This window comes from Paenibacillus sp. FSL L8-0663 (assembly GCF_038008125.1).
Classification (GTDB): Bacteria; Bacillota; Bacilli; order Paenibacillales; family Paenibacillaceae; genus Paenibacillus; species Paenibacillus polymyxa_D.
This window is the reverse complement of the sequence record NZ_JBBOYM010000001.1, coordinates 281188-304125: the sequence shown is the minus strand read 5'-3', so window position 1 is coordinate 304125 and position 22938 is coordinate 281188. Positions and strand designations below refer to the sequence as shown.

18 protein-coding genes are annotated in these 22938 nt (G+C 45.6%); 9 read left to right on the top strand and 9 right to left on the bottom strand.

The annotated features are described in order from the left end of the window. Positions 1 to 4: 4 nt before the first annotated feature. From MKY75_RS01285 to MKY75_RS01265, 5 genes are all read right to left on the bottom strand, one after another. Complete coding sequence (locus MKY75_RS01285) at positions 5 to 955, bottom strand: ABC transporter permease (RefSeq protein WP_023986565.1); 951 nt, start codon at positions 953 to 955, stop codon at positions 5 to 7. Positions 956 to 1027: 72 nt separating this feature from the next. Beyond that, on the bottom strand, positions 1028 to 2647 hold the full coding sequence (locus MKY75_RS01280) for an ABC transporter substrate-binding protein (protein ID WP_340884066.1): 1620 nt from the start codon (positions 2645 to 2647) through the stop codon (positions 1028 to 1030). Positions 2648 to 2804: 157 nt separating this feature from the next. Next, complete coding sequence (locus tag MKY75_RS01275; protein ID WP_340884064.1) at positions 2805 to 3167, bottom strand: DUF1304 domain-containing protein; 363 nt, start codon at positions 3165 to 3167, stop codon at positions 2805 to 2807. 131 nt (positions 3168 to 3298) lie between these two features. After that, positions 3299 to 4810 (bottom strand): methyl-accepting chemotaxis protein, encoded by a 1512-nt coding sequence (locus MKY75_RS01270; protein ID WP_318628165.1) that lies wholly within the window; start codon positions 4808 to 4810, stop codon positions 3299 to 3301. Between the two features lie 258 nt (positions 4811 to 5068). Further along, entirely contained in the window at positions 5069 to 6322 is a 1254-nt protein-coding gene (locus tag MKY75_RS01265; RefSeq protein WP_029516893.1) for a cation:dicarboxylate symporter family transporter, read from the bottom strand. Positions 6323 to 6533: 211 nt separating this feature from the next. On the opposite strand from MKY75_RS01265, the gene MKY75_RS01260 reads away from it, so the two are divergent. Then, positions 6534 to 7838: a sensor histidine kinase gene (locus MKY75_RS01260; protein WP_340884062.1), complete on the top strand. Its 1305-nt coding sequence runs from the start codon at positions 6534 to 6536 to the stop codon at positions 7836 to 7838. Between the two features lie 5 nt (positions 7839 to 7843). After that, positions 7844 to 8773 (top strand): response regulator, encoded by a 930-nt coding sequence (locus MKY75_RS01255; protein WP_013308322.1) that lies wholly within the window; start codon positions 7844 to 7846, stop codon positions 8771 to 8773. Between the two features lie 80 nt (positions 8774 to 8853). On the opposite strand, the gene MKY75_RS01250 is transcribed toward MKY75_RS01255, so the two are convergent. Both MKY75_RS01250 and MKY75_RS01245 read right to left on the bottom strand, forming a co-directional pair. Then, on the bottom strand, positions 8854 to 9357 hold the full coding sequence (locus MKY75_RS01250; protein ID WP_322174137.1) for a MarR family transcriptional regulator: 504 nt from the start codon (positions 9355 to 9357) through the stop codon (positions 8854 to 8856). 103 nt (positions 9358 to 9460) lie between these two features. Further along, on the bottom strand, positions 9461 to 10960 hold the full coding sequence (locus MKY75_RS01245) for a monooxygenase (RefSeq protein WP_340884060.1): 1500 nt from the start codon (positions 10958 to 10960) through the stop codon (positions 9461 to 9463). 305 nt (positions 10961 to 11265) lie between these two features. On the opposite strand from MKY75_RS01245, the gene MKY75_RS01240 reads away from it, so the two are divergent. Both MKY75_RS01240 and MKY75_RS01235 read left to right on the top strand, forming a co-directional pair. Beyond that, positions 11266 to 11763 carry a DinB family protein gene (locus tag MKY75_RS01240; RefSeq protein ID WP_165149284.1) on the top strand — a complete coding sequence of 166 codons (498 nt, stop codon included), beginning with the start codon at positions 11266 to 11268 and terminating at the stop codon, positions 11761 to 11763. Positions 11764 to 11968: 205 nt separating this feature from the next. Next, positions 11969 to 13168, top strand: coding sequence for an MFS transporter (locus tag MKY75_RS01235; RefSeq protein ID WP_340884058.1), 1200 nt, complete (start codon positions 11969 to 11971; stop codon positions 13166 to 13168). Between the two features lie 20 nt (positions 13169 to 13188). Here MKY75_RS01235 and MKY75_RS01230 read toward each other — a convergent pair whose 3' ends face one another. Further along, positions 13189 to 14010: an endonuclease/exonuclease/phosphatase family protein gene (locus MKY75_RS01230; RefSeq protein ID WP_340884056.1), complete on the bottom strand. Its 822-nt coding sequence runs from the start codon at positions 14008 to 14010 to the stop codon at positions 13189 to 13191. Positions 14011 to 14015: 5 nt separating this feature from the next. Beyond that, positions 14016 to 15680, bottom strand: coding sequence for a PTS transporter subunit IIBC (locus MKY75_RS01225; RefSeq protein WP_029516898.1), 1665 nt, complete (start codon positions 15678 to 15680; stop codon positions 14016 to 14018). A 242-nt stretch (positions 15681 to 15922) separates the two neighbouring features. Here MKY75_RS01225 and MKY75_RS01220 point away from each other — a divergent pair, with 242 nt between their 5' ends. From MKY75_RS01220 to MKY75_RS01200, 5 genes are all read left to right on the top strand, one after another. Further along, positions 15923 to 16930 (top strand): LacI family DNA-binding transcriptional regulator, encoded by a 1008-nt coding sequence (locus MKY75_RS01220; protein ID WP_029516899.1) that lies wholly within the window; start codon positions 15923 to 15925, stop codon positions 16928 to 16930. A gap of 154 nt (positions 16931 to 17084) precedes the next feature. After that, complete coding sequence (locus MKY75_RS01215) at positions 17085 to 19367, top strand: glycoside hydrolase family 65 protein (protein WP_318628160.1); 2283 nt, start codon at positions 17085 to 17087, stop codon at positions 19365 to 19367. A gap of 25 nt (positions 19368 to 19392) precedes the next feature. Beyond that, positions 19393 to 20058 (top strand): beta-phosphoglucomutase, encoded by a 666-nt coding sequence (pgmB, locus tag MKY75_RS01210; protein ID WP_025722091.1) that lies wholly within the window; start codon positions 19393 to 19395, stop codon positions 20056 to 20058. Between the two features lie 236 nt (positions 20059 to 20294). After that, a complete protein-coding gene (locus MKY75_RS01205) occupies positions 20295 to 21773 on the top strand; it encodes a spore germination protein (protein WP_340884053.1) in 1479 nt (492 codons plus the stop codon). A gap of 4 nt (positions 21774 to 21777) precedes the next feature. Next, complete coding sequence (locus MKY75_RS01200) at positions 21778 to 22935, top strand: Ger(x)C family spore germination protein (protein WP_340884051.1); 1158 nt, start codon at positions 21778 to 21780, stop codon at positions 22933 to 22935. The last annotated feature ends 3 nt before the right edge of the window (positions 22936 to 22938 follow it).

The window sequence follows — 22938 nt, the reverse complement described above, 5'->3', positions numbered from 1 at the left end:
GAATTCACCTCGTTGATTTAATTCTCGGGTCCGCAATGCTGTACAAGATATCCGCAAGCAGATTACCCAGGATCAGCAGCAGAGCGGAAAATAAAGTAATCCCCATGATGACAGGATAATCCATCCCTTTCACCGCCGTCATGCCCAGCGAGCCAATGCCCGGCCAGGAAAATACCGTCTCCGTCACAATGGCTCCAGCCACCAGGTCCGCAACCGACATTCCGAGCAGCGTAATGATGGGCAGCAGCACATGCTTGAGCACATGTCGAAACAAAACCAGTCTTTTTCCAGACCCGAACGCGTATTGAATCTGCACATACTCTTCCTTGAGCTGCGTAATCGTGCTGGAACGGATGTACCTCACATACACAGACAGAAAGCCGAAGGCCAGTACAAAACATGGTAAAATTCCATGCTTGATCACATCCAGCACCGAGTCCGTACCGATGGTACGCATCCCTGTACTCGGAAGCCAATGCAGATAAATCGCAAACAAATAAATAAGTAAAATACCGAGCCAAAACAGCGGAACAGAAATCCCGATGTACGACATCAGATTAATGAGCTTGTCGATCCAGCGATTCCGATTCGCCGCAGCCGTCAAACCGAGTGGAATGGCAATCAGAACAGCCAGTATGATGGAGGCGCCCATCAACCCGGCTGTTGCCGGGAGACGATCGAGAATCTGATCCAGCACGGGCTGGTGATTAATTAGCGAGTAGCCGAGATCACCCGTTAGACTCTTTTTAAGCCATAATATGTACTGCACATAAGCGGGCTGGTCCAGCCCCAAGCTATGCCTCATTCGTTCAATGTCTTCCAGATGCATATTCGGTGTAACAAAAGAGAGAACTGGATCACCTGGAGCCAGCTTGATCAAGCCGAAGCAGACGATGGACACAAAAAATAGCATCGGTATAACTTGCAGCAACCTTCTGGCGATGAGTTGTCTCATACGTTTCCCTTCCCCTTGCTGTTTTCGAAAAAAATAAGCTGGTTAGCCCAGCTTATTTTTGAAAACCCTGTCTTATTTGTGATAAATTTTGGACAAATCCTCGAAAATCACGACCGGCTTCAGCACAGCCTGATCAATACCGCCATACTGCTTGTCGAAGGCTACAATAGTCTTGGTGTAAGCAATCGGATAGATGACAGCATCCTCAGCCAGCAGCTCTTGTACCTTTTTATAAATTTCTCCACGTTTATTCGTATCCGACTCACCCGCGCCCTCTTCCAGCAGTTTATCCACTTCTTTATTTGAATAATGCGAATAGTTGGAGGACGATCCGGTGCTATACAAAATACGATACGCGTCAGGGTCATACCCCATGATGTAGCCGCTGATCGCCAGATCAAAGTCCTTGGCATTCGTATCGACGAACTTTTGCGACCATGCCGATGAATCCATGCTGTTCACGTCCAGCTGAACGCCTATGTCCTTTAACTTCTGCTGGATATAGAGTGCTTGTGCTTCCTGTACCTTGTTACCGCCCGGAATGATAATGCGCAGTTTCAGTCCTTCAGCTCCAGCCGATTTCAGCAGCTCTTTTGCTTTGTTCACATCATTATTAAAAAATGCAACGTCGTTCGTGTGATACAGTACGTCCTGTGTCAGAGCAGATTTTGCAGTGTCTGCATAATCCTTGGAGCCATAGGAAACTTGAATCAACTCATCCTGATTTAATGCATAAGAAAGCGCCTGACGCACTTCTTTTTTGTTCAGCTGCTTCGTATCACTGTTTTCATTAAACATCAGATAAGCCAAGCGACCTTCGCTGTAAGGGAAAATGTCAAACTTATCTGTTGCTTTAATGGTCTCCACATTTTGCGGATCGAGATAGTTTACATTAATCTCACCATTTTGAAGGGCCAAATTCGCAGCATTTGAATCTTTAACAATCCGGTATGTTACTGAATCCAGATGCGGCTTTCCGCCAACATAGTTATCGAACCGTTCGAGTGTAACGTACTCACCGGTTTTGTACTCTTTAAATTTGAAAGGACCTGATCCAATCGGGGAGTTGTTTTTCGTGCTTTTCTCAATATCCACTTCATTCTCGAAAATGTGCTTCGGAATCGGGGATACCTGTACCAGTGCTGCCTCAAAAGCAGGAGCTGGCTGAGGAAGCTTGAAATCCACCGTTGTATCATCAACCTTGCTCGCCTGAACCGGTTTGCCATTAACCATAAAATTACTTCTCAAAAAGCTGTGCTGCTTCTCGTCCAAAATTTTGTTAATGGTGAAAACAACATCGTCAGCTGTCAGCTTCTCGCCATCATGCCAAGTCAGATCTTTTTTCAGTTTTAGTCTATAAGTCAGCTTGTCTGCTGAAGGAGTCAGACTGTCTGCCAAATAAAATGTCTTTTTGCCATTGTTCACTTGAAATAATGGTGCGAATATCGCCTGGTCTATCGTCAGACTTACCCGATCACCCGCATAGTTCGGATTCAGCACCACCGGATCAGCTTGTACGCCAATGATCAGGCTGCCGCCGTCTTTTGGCTGTCCGTTATCAGCTGTTGTGGTAGCTGTACCGGGTGTATTCCCATTCGTCTCAGACGTAGATCCAGAATTCCCGCCGGAGCATGCACTTACAACCAACATCAATACAATGAATACCAATACACCAGTCAAATTACGACGCATCGCTCTAGCCCCCGTGTCCTCTTAGTATGTAATAAATTTATTATAAATCGGAATAGTCGGATTTACAATCGGTCAAAAACTGTTTATTCCCCTTGTCATTAGCATTCCAGACATTATGTGATCGAATCTAGAAAAAAGACACCCGTTAAGAGTGTCTTCAGAATATCCACAAACTGATTAGTGCCAGGATGGCAGGCAGACCTTGCTTTAATAAAATAGACTTGTTGGCAGTTAATGCACCATATACCGCAGCCACTACCACACAAATGACAAAGAATAATTGGATTTGCCGCCCGATTACAGGTTCCGGATAGAACAAGCCCCACACCATTCCGGCTGCCAGAAATCCGTTATACAGCCCCTGATTTGCTGCCAGGGATTTGCTTGCTTCCGCCAGCTCCTTCGAGGTCCCGAACGTACGCATCGCCCGCGGAGTCGTCCACAGAAACATTTCCAATATTAGAATGTACACATGTTCCAGAGCTACAATTCCGACCAATATTGAACTAAGTAAGCTCAAGGTATGTTCCTCTTTTCCACATAAAGTTACTATGAGGTGATTTTTAGATCGATCCTCAAAAAGTATAGTTCATCTTCCAAAAACAGTAAAGAGACCGCGCCTAAGGCCCGGCCTCATTTCTACATGAAGCCTTACATCGTTCTCGCGAAATCCAACAAAGCTTTGGACATGCTGTTGATCTCGTCTGTAGATGCATTCACTTGCTGCGTTAGCGCGGCTTGTGTTTGTGTCAGCGTAGACATATTTCCGATATTGTGAAGAATACGCTCGATGAGTGTCTTCATTTCGTCCAGACTGGTCTCGATATTTCCGGTCGCATCAGCACTGTGAATAGCGAGTTTTCTCACTTCATCTGCGACTACCGCAAAACCCCGCCCCTGCTCGCCCGCACGCGATGCCTCAATGGCGGCATTCAGACCCAGCAGATTTGTTTGATTCGCAATCTCTTTAATGAAGTTGGAAATGTTTTGCGTCTCTTCTGCACTGACTTTGGCTTGATTCGCTGCCTCTGTCGATTGCTCCTGAGCCGTAGCCAGCTCCTGCGCCTGGTTACTAACCGAGTTAACGCCGTTCACCATTTCCGTAATGGAATCGGAGAGATGCTGGATCTTGAGCGTGAGTTCATCCGCAATAGCTTGCTTTTCCTTTTCTATTGTAATGTCACGAATGGTACCCGCAATCCGAATAGGCACTCCCTTGCTATCGCGCAATGTTTTTCCACTGCAATAATACCAGCGATGCTCACCATTCTTACGCACCAAACGACATTCCATTTCATAAGGTGTGCGCCCTGTATAATCATTTAAATGATCATTCAAAACTTTAATCGCCATTTCGGCGTCCTCAGGATACAGAATTGAAGCCCAACTGCTAAGCTTGCTTGGGAAATCTTGCTCATCCTTAAAGCCCAGCGTAGCCCGGAATTGCGGTGACCACCAAAATATACTATCCGGATTCTCAATGTCTCCTCCAATAATGTTTACATCGTAAGGAGCCTCCACCAAAACACGATTAATGAGATCATATCTTGTAACCAATGCCTGAAGCTCCTCAGACTTAATCTTCTGATCATGCACATCCAACAGAGCGCCTGCAATCCGAAGCGGCACTCCCTGCTGGTCACGGATCGTCGTTCCGGTAGCCCGGAACCAACGATATTCTCCATGCTTCAGTCTCAAACGATACTGTACGTCATAAGGGGTCTTTCCCGTAAAGTCCAGTAAATGATCAGACAATTCTGCCAAAGACCTGTCATAATCTTCGGGATGCAGCCGAGATGACCAGCTATCTAATACATTAGGGAAGTCCTTTTCGCTCTGATACCCCAGCATAGAACGGAATTCTTCTGACCATGTAAACGTATTACTTGGATTGACAGGATCACCCGCAATGACCTCCATGTCCCATAAGCCAATCTCTATAGCCTTGGTAACAAGCTTCAAACGGATATCAACATGTTGAGCATCATTTTTCATGGACTCTATCGCTTGGTTAACATTGTTTGCGATTTCTTGAACCTCAGGAGAAGCTGAGGAAACCTGTATTGCAGCAGAATAATCTTTTTGCTGTATTCTTTGTGAAAGTTTGCGGCTTTCTTCTACTAAAGGAGCAAGTGATTGAGACTCATTTTTCTTGAGAAACATATATGATCTTCCCTTCTAAGCCAATATATAAAACGGTATAATTTAATATCGGAATTTTATTAAGAATCATTATAATTAAATCTTTAATTACATAGGCATTAAGACTTATTTTTCATGTTCATATACCTATAATCCCATACAGAAAACATCGAAAAATGCCGAAAAAGGAAGAATTCTAACAAGTCTGGAAACAGAAAGAGCACCTTTGCATTACTGCGCAAAAGTGCTCTTTCTGTCAACTATTCAGTTCGTTATATCTTATTTAATTGAAGCAACGTATTCCTCGCCCTTTTCTTTATCATATTGGCCTTCCCATTTGGACATGACCACAGCGGCAAGCGAGTTACCTAATACATTAACTACCGTACGCGCCATATCCAGAATGCGATCAATACCAGCGATAAAAGCCAAACCCTCCAGCGGGAGGTTCACTGCTCCAAGCGTAGCGAGCAAAACGACAAAGGAAGCACCCGGCACACCTGCAATACCTTTGGAAGAAATAATTAATACTAGTACCAGCGTGATCTGTGTCGTGATTGGCAGATCAATACCATACATTTGGGCAATGAAAATCGCAGCCAGTGCCTGATACAGGGTGGAACCGTCCAGATTAAAAGAATACCCAATCGGAATGACAAAGGACGTAATTCCTTTAGGACATCCGAACTTCTCCATCTTCTCCATGATCTTAGGCAAAACACTTTCCGAACTGGCCGTCGAATATGCAAGCAACAGCTCACTTTTCAAAATTTTAATCATGGTCCAGAGACGGGTACCGCACAGCTTGGCGATAATTCCGAAAACAATTACAATGAACAGCGCCATGGAGCCGTACACCGACAAAACAAGCTTCAATAACGGCCATAATGAAGCCAACCCAAACTTGGCCACTGTCGTTCCAATCAGTGCAAATACTCCAAACGGAGCCAGGCGCATGACCTGATTGGTTACCCAGAACATGGCGTCGGCTACGCCTTCAAAGAAATTCAGCACGGGCTTGCCCTTGTCACCAATCGCCGCTACCCCTAGTCCAAACAGTACGGAGAAGAATATAATAGCGAGCATATCTCCCTCGCCCAGAGCTTGAATAACATTGGTAGGAACAATATGCACAATTGTATCTATAAAGCTATGGCCTGACTTCTCTGCAGTCTCCACATAGGAATGGATATCACTCTTCGCCAGGTGGGACATGTCCACGCCGTCACCAGGTCGAACCAGGTTGGCAACAAGCAGTCCGAACAGGATGGCGATTGTCGTTACAATCTCAAAGTACAGAATAGACTTTCCGCCAAGTTTACCTAGTTTTTTCATATCGCCCACGCCAGCAACGCCGATAATGAGCGTTGAGATCACAATAGGCACGACAATCATCTTGATCAAGCGGATGAAAATATCGCCGATTGGCTTTAAGTAGACTTCCACCCCTGAATTGCCGTAAAATAAGGCACCAATAATAATACCTAAAGCCAGACCGATAAAGATTTGCATCGTCAAATTAATCTTTTTCACTTCGTGTCCCCCCTGGCTGATTTGTATATTTTTGCAGTATGCTGTTCTTAATATTCAAATGATGTTATTTATACTACAATCTGATCTATAAAAACCGACAATTATCTACAGCTGCATTTATTTTTTTCTATAAATTCACAAACTTTAACGACGAGCCTGTGAATTTAGCTCACATTGCCTTTCTGACTGAATACCCAGGAGGTGAATATGGATGAAGTTGAACACGCTCCTTTTCCTGCTCATGCTTGTATTTGTACCGCTCGCAGGTGAGCTGAATATTCACCCGTTCGCTAATACATTCCGTCTCAGCTTTGGTACGCCTGTATTTTTTTTCTTTCTGTTATCTATTCGTCATATTCCACCTGCATTATCGGGAGTGCTTGCAGGGATAGCGGTAGTCGCCTTTCGCATCTTACTCAATCATTACACTCAGCCCGGTCTTCTCTTCGAAGAGTTGCTGATCTTGCATGGCCCTACCTTTTTTTATTACATGGTCTACGGTCTGCTCTTTCAGCTCCTTAACATTAATGCTGAGCCTTACCGCGCACTCCGTGTGGGTATCCTCTCTGTAGGGATTGAGGTTGCCGCAAGTGTGTCGGAACTTAGCGTCCGGTGGAGTATTGACGGCGATTTCTGGGACATCATTAAGATCAGTAAAGTAGCTTTTATGGCTATGATCCGCAGCTTCTTCGTGCTTGGGTTTTATAATATGATTCGGTTAAATCAATCGGTCCAGCATGAAGAGGCACAAAGACAGCAGACGGAGCGAATTTTACTTCTTGTATCAGACTTGTATGAGGAGTCGGTCCAGTTAGGCAAAACGCTGTCACATGCAGAACAAATCACTCGTGAAAGCTACGAGCTGTACCGTGAACTGCAACAGGATGAATCTCTAAAGGATAGAGAACATTACGCCAGACAGGCACTTCGTATTTCCGGACAGGTTCACGAGATTAAAAAAGACAGCCAGCGGATTTTTGCTGGTTTGTCCAAGCTGATTGATGCCGAAAGCGGAGTGCATTACATGGCTTCTCAAGAGCTTGGGGAGCTCATCATCCGAACGAACAGCAAGTACGCCCAATCACTGGACAAGTCTATTCGTTTTACCCTAGATGTCGATCCTTTGTTGCCCAAGCTACATGTTTATACCGTTCTGACACTTATTAATAACCTGACAGCCAATGCGGTTGAAGCCATGAGGGACGACGGAAGGATTGACGTTTCTATTCGCTGTCTTCCGGGAAAAGAGGATATAGCTTCATTTAGTGTTACCGACAACGGTCCGGGTATTCCTCAGCGGAAACGGGAAATGGTCTTCACACCAGGGTATACGACCAAGTATGATGAGGAAGGACAACCGTCGACCGGTATGGGATTGTTTTATGTACGTGAGGTCGCGGAGAGCCTTGAAGGAACGATTGAACTACAACAGATTGAGGAAGAGAATACAGATAGATTACAGACCACTTTTAGAATTACATTGCCTTTACGGAAACTGACGGAGAAAGGAAGATAGCCCGGATGCGTTTTTATATTGTGGATGACGATCAAGGGATTCGTTCTATGCTGGCAGACATTATTGAAGACGAAGGTCTAGGGGAAGTCATCGGGGAAGCGGAGGATGGTTCCTATGTGAATAGTGGCCTGCTGGAGCTGAACCGGATTGATGTATTGCTAATTGACTTGCTGATGCCGCTTCGTGACGGCATTCAGACCGTGCGTGCACTCGGCGATCAATTCAGCGGCAAAATCATTATGATTTCTCGCATCGAATCCAAAAATATGATCGGCGAGGCGTACTCGCTCGGTATTGAATATTATGTGGCCAAGCCTTTGAATCGACTGGAGATTATTGCAGTTATTCATAAGGTGGCTGAGCGTCTGCGTATGCAGCAGTCGATTACGGATATCCAGCGGACGCTTCAAGGGTTGTCGATGTTCACATCGAATAACCCAACTGCAACGATTGAACCGACCCGAAACATCGTAACTTCCGGGCAGTTTCTGCTCTCCGAGATGGGAATGATCGGCGAAGCTGGGAGTATGGATTTGTTGGACATGCTGGAATTTCTGGACCAGTATGAGGAGGAAACAGGCAATCTGTCTCCCTATCTGTTCCCGCCGTTGAAGGATATATTTGCTAATGTAGCATCCAAACGGTTAGGGGCTTCAGCCTCAGCAGTAGAGCTGAGTAAGGAAATTAAAGCATCGGAGCAGCGTGTCCGCCGCGCTATTTTCCAGACGCTAAGCCATATAGTATCGCTCGGGTTGACTGACTATACCCATCCTAAATTTGAAAATTATGCATCCAAATTTTTTGATTTTACAGAAATCCGCAAAAAAATGCTGGAGCTGCAAAACAATGTGGAGCCTTCACTGTCCCAAGCCCGCATTAATACGAAAAAGTTCGTACAGGTGCTCTATATGGAAGCAAAACGACTATTACATTAAAAGAAAAGCACCTGCATCTCCCCATGTATCTATTACTCGGAGATAAAACAGGTGCCCATCGTTGATGATTAGATATCCATTTAATCCAGACTCTTTCCCTGCCACTCCATAGCTTCCAAGAGATCTACACCATCGGACAGCAGACGTTTCAAGACATTCAGTTCTTCCGAGCTGTAACGATTTAAAAATTGAAATAACTGTTGCTGTACCTTAACATGCAGTCGTTCATGCACAAGAAAGAGTCTTTTCCCCAACGGGGTTAGCCGAAAATAAATTTCTTTTTTGTTATCGTTCAGCTGGGTTCTGCGAATCCAGCCTTCCTTGAGCAGCTTGGTGCTCACTTTCGAAACGGTACCTTTGCTCAGCTCAATTCGATCCGCTAATGTCGTAACATTAATCGGCTCATGCCGCCCGATACAATCCATAACGTGCACATCCGTCATATTGAGCGAAGTCATTCCATCAAAGTGCTCGCGGATTTCTTCGAGAAAGGTCATGCTCTCTCTTTGCTGATGCTGCTCCCACTGATGGTTCATCTTAATAAGCAAATCATAGACATGCTGAACCGATGTCGCCTTTTCCATACGAACAAGTAGTCACTCCTTTGGCATACTCCTCCTTTCATTATAGCCCACATTTGTTTCACAAGAAACAATATGGTCATGTTATGAACATACCCTTTCCCCTTTATACCAATGTGGCAATGCCTTCCTTAATCACACTCAATATATCCGTTTGTTTCATAGAAATGGCCCAAGCGATATACCCATCCGGACGGATGAAAACCGTATGCACATCTCTCCATCCCACGGGCAATTCCTCGGCTACGGCCTCCACATATGAAATATGTGAAAGTGAGCTATGGTGAAACTCATTCGATACCTCATTATCCTGTGCCAGATGGAGAAGTACAAAGCGGCCTTCATGAAGAAGATCGTAAGCATACGTTGTCATTCCGTCAGGCAAATGCAATTCAAAATCAGCAAACCGTTTCCCGTTCAGTGGATGCTGCGGTATATTGCTAGCCGCTGGATAACATACATCCAGTGCACTAATCTGCTCAGCCATAGATTGATTAATTTCCGGATGGCGGAACCATTCCTCATGTAATTGGCGATGTGCCAATACAGCAGGCGTAAAGTCCAATAAGCGGGTCTGAACCTCGGTATTCCGTAAGAACTGCGTATTAACCGGATAACGTTCTTCATGATAGCTACTCAGCAGCGTGTCTGGAGCCCAGCCACGAATCACTCCGGCCAGCTTCCATCCCAGATTTGCCGCCTCTTGCAAGCCAACATTCATTCCCTGTCCACCTGCTGGGAAGTGGATATGCGCAGCATCACCTGCTAGCAGGATTCTCCCTTTACGATAGGTCTGCGCCTGCCGCGTTGCATTTCCGAATCGAGATAACCAGCGAGGATTGGATACGCCAAGATCTGTACCGAGCAGATCATACAGTCCTGTCTGCACTTCTTCCAGCGTCACAGGTTCGTCCTTCGGAATCTCCATCATTCGCGGTGTAGTCAAAATAACCCGATAAATATCTGGATACACGGGGGCAATCATCACCCCACCTCGTTCACTATATTCGGAATGTACGCCACTTTCAGGAGGATTGACTAACTCTACATCCGCCAATACAGCGGTCAGAGTCGTATCCGTGCCCGGAAAAGCAATCCCGGCTTGTTTACGCACGATACTCCCAGCCCCATCCGCTCCTACGACATAAGCAGCATTCATTACCGATACATTGGCTTGTGGTCCAGATGCGCATACACTCACCACCTCTACGCCCTGCTCGTGCTCTCGCACAGATACCACTTCCATGCCACGATGGACGACAACTCCCAGCTTGAGCGCATGCTCCTCGATCACTTGCTCTGTAATCACCTGTGGAATAAACAACGTATAATTAGAAGAACTATCAAGCACAGAAAAATCCAAGCGGGTATTCAGCATTGAAAAGTGACCCGTACGTATAGGTCTGCCGCACTTCATAAACCGCTCCTTCAATCCGCGCATATCAAACATCTCAAGCGTCCGTGGATGTAGCGTAAGCGCACGCGACTGACCACTAGGCTCCTCTAAACGTTCAATTACACATACGCTTACGCTTGCTAATGCCAACTCAGCAGCTAACCACATTCCAACAGGTCCGCCGCCTACTACAATCACTTCGTAATCCATGTTCACACCCCTATCTAAAATCTTTATTTCCACCACCTAATTGTTTCACAAGAAACAATATATACATACGGAAAGCTCCCCTCAACATTTCCGCATGTACGAAACAACATATAAAGACTTTTTTATTGTTTCTCTCGAAACAATAATATTGTAATTTAATTGATAACAATTATCAACTACTTTATTATAGTGATTTCTACCCTTACTTTAAATCATGCACTCATTTCCATTTTATAAAATATAATTGTATAATCTTTAAATGAGACTAAGCTAGAATAAACTCTCCATCGAAGGGATGATTATACATGTCGGATGCCAACCAATTATTCGGTCAAGCGCTGGTTAAATCACTGGTCGGGGAACGTGGACATATTCGAGTAGCTCGGGCTTTACCAGACATTGACGTTGAGCTGGCAGGGAAGAAACATGCAGAAATGCCCTACAGCATTTATCAACTACTGAAGCATATGATTTACTGGCAGCAATTTATGCTGGAGCATTTGGAAGGACGGAAGCCCCAGCTTCCGGGCAATGTCATGGAAAGCTGGCCCGAAGAGACTGGACCGCAAAGCGAAGAGGCATGGCAGGCTGTCATTAACGAATTTTTACAGGGCGTAGATCAAGCTGTGCAGATTGCCGAAACCGCGCAACTGGATGATTCACTAGCTCATTTCCCAGGTGAAACGAAAGCAGGACTGCTGCGGAATATCGCTTCCCACAATTCATATCATTTGGGTGAAATCGTACTGCTACGCCGGATCTATGGAGCTTGGCCACCACCAGGAGGCGGCTTTCCAGCTTAAAGGCAACACCACCGCTCTAATCAAGATTCCTTCCATCCGCCGCTTCATACCTCCATCATTGCATTGGGATTTAGGCACCGCGAGGAACTCGCTCGCGTACCTTATATGGGAACCCGCTAACTCGACTTGAAGCCGTTCATCCGTAATCAAGTGCAATCCGAATAACGGTTCCCATGATGCAAGATCAAAGAGAGGTTTCGAGGTTATGGTGAGACACTTATACTTAAATCGTAATATCGCCTGTATGATCGTGATCAGCCTTATTGCTAACATGAGTGGAAGTATGATCCTTCCACTCTTTGCTATTTATGTAGAGCAATTCGGGATATCCGTACTCGGCATGAGCATTTTATTTTCTCTGTTTTATGTGGGGAGATTTCTTGGTGGAGGCTTGGCAGGACGAATTTATGAAAAGATTGGCGCAAAATGCTTGGGGTTGAGCTTGCTTATTGCTGAAATCGCTTGTATGCTCCTGTTTCCAATTGCAACAAGTTTCATCATTCTATCCATACTGAGACTCCTTCAGGGCTTGGTAGCTATAGGGCTAACCGTCTTTGTAAGAGTCACGATCAACCATATGAGCACCCTAGAGAATCGAGGTACGCTCAATGGATATATCAGCAGCAGTGAAGGCGCCGGTATGATTTTGGGGCCTCTTATGAGTGGAGCTATTGTTTCTTATTTTTCTTTATCCATTCCGTTTTATTTCGTTGCTATTTTCTCATGTATATCCTTCGTTGCCGTTTCAAGAATGACTTTCCTCCGTTCTCCCTTAAAGCCACAAGAACAGCATTCGCCCCATCTAGAACCCAAAGGAAAAACCATGTTAACGAAACAGTTACTTGTCTATTCTACCGTTCATTTTCTTGAAATGAGTGCATTCGCTATATTTTTAACGTACTTCTCCATATATGCAACCTACAAGCTCCATTGGAGCCCCGCAGAAATTAGCTTAGCTTTTACAATTATCGGCATATCGACCTTCATCTCAGCGCCCTTTATTGGCAAAATATCTGATCTACTTAAGGATCGCTTGATGCTTTGTATCCTCGGTCTATTGTTGATCATGGTGGAAATCATTTTATTTCTTTGGTTCACTGAACCGTGGATCGTATACTTAGGAATGTTCATCGGAGGTATCGGAGGGGCCAGCTATCTGGATTCCTTTTACTCGCAACTAGGGGATGTTATTCCTGAGGAGAACAGAAGCACATTTATCGGCAACGTCGTATCTTTGTCCGAATTGGGGGCTATTGTGTCTCCGATCATCGCAGGTGTACTCATGGAACGCTTTAGCATCAACACTCCCTTTTACTACAATTTGATTTTGGTGTTGATCGCCATAGTTATCCAATATGTCATTCGATTTAAGTCGAAATCTATAAGAAAAAGGCCAATTGCATAAGCAACTGGCCCCCTTTTTCATCACAGCTCCAACTCAACTGCAACCCCAAAATGATCCGATACAACTGGTCCTGTTTTTCCGTTCAGTACAACGGTTGAGGATTGTACCTGTGCAGCCTTATTGGAGAAGATAAAGTCAATGCGGAGCGGCTCCGCATTACTTTCCCAGCCAGCAATAGCTTTAATCACCGTGTGGCCATCATCACGTACTGCTGCATTCGGATAGGTGTCCGACCAGCCGGATTGCAGTACATAGTCATATCCTTCTCCGCGCACTTCAGCCGCGTTGTTGAAATCACCCATCATGAACACAGGAGTCGGAGCAAAAGAATTTAGCACTTTGGTTGTACGATCCCATAGTCCACGGAAGGATTCTTCATCATTCCACCAGTTAAAATGTCCACTTACAAACCAGGCCTGCACTCCGTCCACCACAGTTTGAATACCGACAATTTTACGTGAGCGGTAGTTGTCATAATCCTGTAGCGAGGAAACATATTCGTTCACCGTAGCTGTAATCGGTGTTTTCGACAGAATCGCCACCCCCTCGTCGTATTTGGCAAAACCAACATGCGCGGGAGCCCACGTCCAATGATAGCTATCAGACAATAGCCCGTTCAGCACATAAGCATAGTTATCACGCTTAATGACAACTTCAGGATCTGCGCTATGGTAAGTGCCCAAATCGTCCGCTGACAAAGGAGCCTCTTCCATGGACTGGTTCACTTCCTGTAAAGCAATGACATCAAACTGCTGTTCATCAATAAAAGCAGCCAGTTGCTTTAGCTTATCGTGCTGGTTTTCTTCCATCCAAGCATGTGCATTTAAGGTTAACAACTTCAAAGTAATCACCTGTTGAGTATGTCTTGTATATCTGATTTAAGCACATCAGCCTTCGGTCCGTAAACCGCCTGCACCCCATTATCTACTTTTATCAAGCCCAAGGCACCCAGCGCTTTCCACGTCTTTTCGTCCCCAACGGCATCTGTATCCTTCACCGTCACACGCAGACGGGTCATGCAAGCGTCCACCTCGACAATGTTCTGCTCACCCCCAAGTGTCTTGATGATATCCGTAGCCAGTTGATTTTGAGTGGAAGTAGCTGCCACACCCTCTGTCTTCGTACTCCCTGCCTCGGAAGTCCCTTGAGGCTCCTCATCCGTATAGTTCCCCAGTCTTCCCGGCGTAGCCATTTGGAATTTACCGATCATAAAATAAGCGATAAAGTAGGTTGCTACCGCAAACACCACGCAAGTCAGCACGAAGTTAATAATATCCTGCACCAACCCCGCATTTATAGACAACGGCATTCGGGTCAGCAGTTCAATCATACCAAATGAATGTAAACGCAAATGTATGATGTCGGCCATTCCGAACGCAATACCGGTAAGAATAGCATAAACCACATACAGCACAGGCGCCACGAACATAAACATGAATTCCAGTGGCTCCGTTACCCCTGTTAAAAAGACAGCTGCGGCTGCCGAAAAGATCATCGACTTGTACTTGCCGCGTTTGTCTTTGTCTACACGGCGATACATAGCCACCGCTAGTCCCATAAGGATACCTGCCCCACCAATCATTTGTCCTACCTTGAAGCGGGCAGGCGTCACGCCTTCCAACAAGCTATTGTAGGCTGTCGGATCGGTACCACGAAGCGCACTCAGGTCACTTGCCCAAGCCAGCCACAGCGGGTCTTGCCCGGCAACGACACTTCCTGCCCCGGAACCTGTAAGCGTTGTGTAAACGCCTCCAAGTTGAGTATAGTTAATAGGGACGGTCAGCATATGATGAAGTCCAAAAGGAATCAGCAGTCTTTCCAGTGTACCATAGACAAATGGTGCTACAAAAGGAGCCGATTCTCCCGAAGTCGCCAACCAAATGCCGAACTGATTAATCCCCCCCTGGACAAATGGCCAGATGGCAGACATGATCAAACTTACGATGACAGACCATAAAATCACGACAAAAGGAACAAAACGTTTACCGTTAAAAAAGGCTAAAGCGTCCGGCAGCTTGCGGTAATTATAGTACTTGTTAAATACCACCGCCCCGACGAATCCGGAGATGATACCGACAAACACGCCCATGTTGAGTGCAGGTGCTCCTAAGACAGAGGTGAAATAACCACTGACCGGAATCGATGCACCGAAGAGTGTATGGGTGGTTGCTCCCTCCTGGGTTAACATCTTCGATGATACGCCCAAAATCGTCCCTGTTGAAATATTGATGAGAACAAAGGCAATTAAAGCCGCAAAAGCCCCGCCCGCCCGTTCCTTAGCCCAGGAACCACCTATCGCTACCGCAAATAGGATGTGTAAGTTATTGATAATACCCCAACCCAAATTCTCCATGACCCCGCCGACGGTCAACCAGAAATGAATATCGCCAGCCAACATCGCCACTACTTTACCAAGCGAAATCATAATCCCGGCCGCCGGCATAACAGCAACAACCACAAGCAGTGCCTTCCCAAGCTTTTGCCAAAAATCAAATGATAGAAGTTTTTTCATGCTCGTTCAGTCTCCATCCCTTATAGTATGTATAGCATGGGTAGTACTCAAAAAATATTATGCAATCGGTTGCACAATTATTATAATGATATCGCTTTCTATTAGCAATACCCTAATTGTAAATATCTTGGTTAATAATGATAGAAACACTCGAAAAAACCGCGAATTTGTTGATTTTCGAGCAATATCGTATGATAGAACATAATATTTCCTGCTTGAGATAGCAAAAGGAGACGAAGACGATGGCAGTAACCATCAAAGATGTCGCAAAACGTGCTAATGTTGCTACCTCCACCGTATCCCGCGTCATTCAAGACAGCCCCAAAATCAGCGAAGCTACCAAGTTACGTGTCCGTAAAGAAATGAAGGCGCTTGGCTATGAACCCAACTATTCAGCTCAGAGTCTGGCTAACCGAGTCACACAGTCGATAGGCATTATTATGCCTGAATCGGATGTGGCGATCTTTCAAAATCCTTTCTTTCCGGAAAGTCTTCGCGGGATCAGCGAATGGGTGAACGAGCACAACTATACACTGTCGATTGTCACAGGCAAAACGAATGATGAATTGCTATCCCGCGTAAAGCTGATGACCCGGACCGGACGCGTTGACGGCTACATTGTCCTGTACTCCAAGCAAAAGGATAGCATCGTGGAGTATCTTCACAAAGAAAAAATTCCCTATACCGTAATCGGCAAACCTCAACAGTTTGTCAGCGAAACCACCCATGTAGACAACGACAACTACCAGGCTGCCAAGGATGTGGTCACTTATTTGACTGGGCTGAATCATCAGCGCATTGCTTATGTTGGCGGTGATCAGGAACACATCGTGAATCTTGAAAGACTCCGAGGCTACCAAGATGCGCTACGAGAGGTTGGCTTGCCTCTACCGAAGGAATACGTGGTCAGAGAGCCCTTTAATCTGGAGGACATGCGCGCGTTATTGCAGGCTACCCCGCCGCCTACTGCGATGATCGTTAGCGACGACCTTGTAGCCATGGCCGTACAGAAAATGCTTGCCCAGTTAGGCGTGTCCATGCCAGAGCAGTTATCCATGGTGAGCTTCAATAATCTAATGCTGGCTGAGCTGATGAATCCTCCTCTTACATCCGTGGATATTGATATCTTTACTCTGGGTTATCAGGCTGCCAAAAGCCTGATTGAAAAAATTGAGGACCCCAAGGAACTGACCAAACACATCATTGTGCCCCACCGAATCGTGGAGCGCAAATCCAGCCAGGTACTATGAATCTCTAAGAAATGGACAAGAACTGATTTTGTGGATATCCATAAAATCAGTTTTTTTGCGTTGACAGGGCAAACGGTTGCACTATATACTGAACTCGCTCATATATTGGTCTCGTTAAAACAACGATCTCATTTTCCGAGAGGGGTACGCACTCATGGTTTACAACCGATTATTTGACGTAGATAGTTGGAAGCTGACAACACACGCTCTACATAGCACACACATGCGATTACAGGAAAGCTTAACGTCCATAGGCAACGGTTATATGGGCATGCGCGGCAATTTCGAAGAAACGTATTCAGGGGATCATCATCAGGGAACTTATATCTCCGGTGTATGGTTCCCCGACAAAACAAAGGTCGGCTGGTGGAAAAACGGCTATCCTGAGTATTTTGGTAAGGTCATCAATGCCATGAACTTCATCGGCATCAATCTGATCGTAAACCAAGAGGAAGTAGACTTATTTACGGCACACATCAGCGATTTCGTGCAGGAGTTGGACATGAAACAGGGGATCCTGCGCCGCACCTGCACCGTGAACGATCAGGTTCGTATCACTACGGAGCGTTTTCTGAGCATCACCACTCGTGAGCTATGCCTGATTGATTACCAAGCAACGAATATAAGTGAGCAACCTCTAACTATAGAGCTTGTCCCCTATTTGGACGGCAATACGAAGAATGAAGACACGAACTATGATGAGGTTTTTTGGCTGGAGGAGGCCCGAGAGGTTCAGGAACAATTCATCAGCCTGTCCACAACAACTATAGATAATCCCTTCGGTATTCCGCGCTTTACCGTAAACGCTACCATGGGTATTGTGACCGAGGGACAGGATCAGCAGACGACGGAAGAGGGCTTTTTGTATGCTGCTCGCCACTATCAATACAGCGTCGCTCCGGGCGACAGTATCCAGCTGCAAAAATTTGTGGCTGTTACCACTTCACGGGATATGGAAAAGGACGCACTGATTCCACAAGCTGAACGCATCGCCGTAGAAGCTGTGAACAAAGGCTACACTTCTCTTAAACAGGAGCATGTCGCAGCTTGGGCCCGACGTTGGGACAAAGCAGATGTAGAAATAGAGGGCGATACGGAGGCCCAACAGGGAATACGCTTTAACATTTTCCAGCTGTTCTCTACGTACTACGGTGAAGATGCCCGTCTGAACATTGGTCCCAAGGGTTTTACAGGTGAAAAATATGGCGGTGCCACCTATTGGGACACAGAAGCATATGCCGTACCTATGTACCTGGCGCTCGCAGACCCGGATGTAACCCGAAATCTGCTGCTGTATCGCTACCAACAACTTGAGGGTGCCAAGCATAACGCGACCCAGCAAGGACTTCGGGGTGCACTGTACCCTATGGTCACTTTTACGGGTGTGGAATGCCATAACGAATGGGAAATTACCTTCGAGGAAATTCATCGTAACGGTGCCATTGCCTATGCCATTTACAATTACACCAACTATACGGGTGACTTGACCTATCTGCATGACTACGGCGTAGATGTACTGGTCGAAATTAGCCGCTTCTGGGCCGACCGGGTTCATTTTTCCAAAAGTCAGCAGCAGTATATGATCCACGGGGTTACCGGGCCAAACGAATACGAAAATAACGTCAATAACAACTGGTATACCAACACGCTGGCTGCATGGGTTTTGAAATATACATTATCGGTCTTGCCTCAAATTTCGACTGAGAAAGCGCAGCGCCTGGCAGTTACGGCTGATGAGCTTGCACATTGGCAGGATATCGTCACTCACATGTATTATCCCTATGATGAGGAGCGGGAAGTCTTCGTACAACACGATACCTTTATGGATAAGGATTTGCAGCCTGTATCCGCCCTTGATCCCAGCAACCTTCCACTAAACCAGAAATGGTCATGGGATAAAATCCTGCGTTCATGCTTCATTAAGCAGGCAGATGTGCTCCAAGGGCTGTATTTCTTTGGAGACCAGTTCACACTGGAGGAAAAAGCGCGCAATTTTGCATTTTACGAGCCCATGACTGTTCATGAATCCAGTCTGTCTCCTTCTATACACGCCGTGCTGGCCGCCGAACTCAAAATGGAGGAAAAAGCAGTCGAGATGTATAAGCGGACGGCCCGTCTGGATCTGGATAACTATAATAACGATACCGAAGACGGCCTTCATATCACTTCCATGACAGGAAGCTGGCTGGCGATTGTACAGGGATTTGCCGGGATGAGAACCTATAATGAAACATTAAGCTTCTCCCCCTTCCTGCCTCAAGACTGGAACAAGTATACGTTTAAAATCAACTATCGCGGTCGCTTGTTAAGTATTCTCGTACAGGAAAATGAAGTGAACATAACCCTGTTGGACGGAGAACCGCTGACGCTGGAGCTGTATGGACAGCCAACGCACATTACCAGTGGGCAGACGTTAATGACAAACAGCATTTCATAAATCGCGCAGACAGGGGGGAAAGCAAATGAAGGCAGTCATTTTCGACTTGGACGGAGTCATTACAGATACCGCCGAATATCATTTTCAGGCATGGGGCAGCTTGGCGGCAGCGCTCAGCATCCCTTTTGATCGGGAATTCAATGAACAGTTAAAAGGAATCAGCCGTACGGAATCGCTCGACAAAATACTGGCGCGCGGTAACCTGTCCGATACGTTTTCAGAAGAAGGCAAGCAAGAACTAGCCACACGGAAAAATACGGAGTATCAGCGGCTCATCTCAGCTGTAACTCCCTCGGACATTCTTCCAGGCATTAAAGCGCTTCTGACAGAACTTCGTGAAGCCCGAATCGGCATCGCTCTGGCCTCTGCAAGTAAAAATGCAGCGTTTATCCTGGAGCGACTGGAGCTAGCGTACTATTTTGACAGTGTGGTGGATGTTACCGCCATTCGGCATGGCAAGCCTGACCCGGAAATTTTCCTCACCGGAGCTGCAAATCTGGGCGTTCAGCCTGCCGATTGTATCGGTATAGAGGATGCACAGGCTGGCATACAGGCGATCAAGGGTGCCGGGATGTTTGCGGTCGGTGTAGGAACACCTTCACAAATGCAAGGGGCAGATATCGTGGTAGCCACGACTGCCGAGCTTTCTCTGAGCATGTTGGAGGCACATTTTTACGAGTTCAAAAAGTGACTCCACTCGGAGGAATTTATATGGCATTATCTCTAGGATAGAGTACCCTCGCCTCATAAGTATGACCAAAAACGGACACCACTGGTGTTCGTTTTTGTTTACATATACCCAAAAAACTCCCTCTGTCTCTCGCGTCTTCAGCTCCTCTATCGTTGAACACATTAGATTACCATTCCATGAATATTTATTACCATTTTACACATATTACATGCATAACTTTTGAAGGAGGAGGAGTCATGGCAAGATCACTCGAGGCGAAATTGGACCATCTACAAAAGACCCTGGGTCATCTTCCTGATGTCGTCTTCAAGAAAATGAATGTGGGTCAAACGGGGATTCATGTAATTATGATCTATCTCTCTGGTATTGCGGATACGAGCATCATTAACGAACAAATCGTCAAGCCGCTCATTTTAACTGGAATTCGTGAAAGTCACTCCCAAGTTAATCCCGAGAAAATAAAGGAGGAGCTGATACAGCAGACAGCATTTACGATCGATATGGAAGAAGAGACAGACCTTGAGACGTGTGTACACGAAGTGTTATCGGGAAATACCTGTCTGCTGATCGAAGGAACCGATGAAGTCTTTTTTGCGTCTACGGGCCAGTTTCCGTCGCGAAGTGTCGATGAACCAAGCACTGAAACTTTGGTTAGAGGACCGAGAGAAGGTTTTATTGAAGATTTGCAAAGCAACCTGGCAATGGTAAGGCGGCATATCAAAGATCTAAGTTTCAAAATAGATAAAATGACCATAGGAAGGAGATCCTCACGGAAGTTAGCGATCCTGTACATATCAGATATCGCAAATCCGGAGCTAGTTCAGGAAGTTAAACGAAGAGTCGAAACGATTGATGTGGACGATGCTTCCGATACCGGGATTATTGAGCAATGGATTGAGGAACATTCATGGTCTCCGTTCCCACAGATTCAAGCCTCTGAACGCTCGGATAAAGCTATAAATGCTTTAATGTCCGGAAGAGTTGTCATTATGCTTGATGGCACTCCTTTTGTCCTGATTGCTCCCATGACCTTCTGGATGCTGGCTCAATCCCCAGAGGATTATTACGAGCGTTTTCCTTTAGGAACATTTTTCCGCATGCTTCGTTTAATGGCTCTGTTCATTGCAACATTCCTGCCTTCGCTGTACGTTGCACTTATTTCTTTCCATCCCGGATTAATCCCGCCTGAGCTGGTGATGTCTATCGTTGCCTCAAGGGAAGGAATTCCTTTTCCCGTTTTTGTGGAAGCTCTAATTATGGAGTTAGCATTGGAAATACTACGCGAGGCAAGTCTGCGGCTACCTAAAGGCATAGGACAAGTCATCGGGATTGTAGGCGGTCTTGTTATTGGACAAGCCGCTGTCGAGGCGGCGATCGTAAGTGCTTTTCTGATTATTGTCGTTGGTCTTACTGCCATTGCGTCCTTTGCAAGCCCGCAGTACAGCGGCAGTATTGGAATCCGGCTTCTTCGTTTCCCCATTATGATGATCGCAGGGATTTATGGGCTGTATGGAGTGATTTTAGCCTTTATTTGTTTAGGCGTACACATGGTCCAGATCAAAAGCTTTGGAGTTCCTTACATGTCACCCCTAGCCCCAATTCGGCTAAGAGATCAACAAGATACTTTGGTTCGGGTTCCTTTTAAATATCTCAAAAAACGCCCTATGATGCTAAAGACACAGGACGAAATACAATCTAACAGAAAAAGGAAGTAAACCTATGCTCTCTTACATCTTTCTGTTTCGTCGAACCCTATGGGCGCAAAAATGCTTTGCTGCATGGATCGCATGTGCTGCTCTCCTCACCGGTTGTTGGGATAGCAGAGAGATCGATAACTTGAGTATTATTCAAGGCGTCGCCATTGATACGGATCAGCAGGATATGCTGGAACTTACCTACCAGCACTTAATAGCGCAGAAATCCAGAAAAAATATGTATAGCAACGTAACAACCTTTAACAAAGATTCAATCCAGTCTGCTTCCAGGGAACAGGCCAAGCAGGTATCCCGTGCTCCTTTATATAGTTTTATTCGCTTAATTTTGATTAGTGACCAAGCTATACAAAAAACAAGAATCGACCAATTGTTAGATACGTTTACTCGCTCCTATAAACCGAGTCGAAAATCACTTGTTATGATCGTAAAAGGCAATGCGAAAGAAGCGCTCAATAAGATTGGCAAACATAAAGAGATACCTTCCATTGACCTTGAAGCATTGGCCAAAAATAGTGATTTCAACTCAAAAATACCTTATAGAATAACATTAGGGGAAATGTCTACACATATCTCACAAGGAGCTGACTTCCTCATTCAATGCCTAGAAAGCAATGACGGCAATCACTTCTCAGGAGCAGCTCTGGTCAGCGGCAAAACGAAGAAATTTGCTTATTGGCTGGACGAAGAGGATGTTATCGGGATCAACTGGATGCTGGGAAAAACGAAGGGTTCCATTATTAAAGTTGAGGACCCAAAGACGAAACAACACATGGTCTTTGAAGTTGAGGATGCCCATAGTAAACTTATTCCCCACCTTAATGGACAGGATCTCTCATTCACAGTTCGTATCAAAACAGATATCAAGCTAAACGAAAACTCGGTTACTTCTGTGGACTTCCTGAAGGAATCATTCATCCGAACCGCCAAAGAAGCAGCGCAAGATGAAATCAAACAGACCATATCCCAATCGCTAAACACACTTCAGAAAGAAATGAGAGCAGATGTAGTCGGTTTTGGCACAAAAGTAAAAGTGAACTATCCCGCTTACTGGGATCGGGTAAAGGAAAATTGGCAAAATACATTCAGTCAAATACCAATCGATGTTCAGGCTGAAGTACAGATTAAACGAACAGGTGCTTATACAAAAGGAGAGGAAGAGTAATGT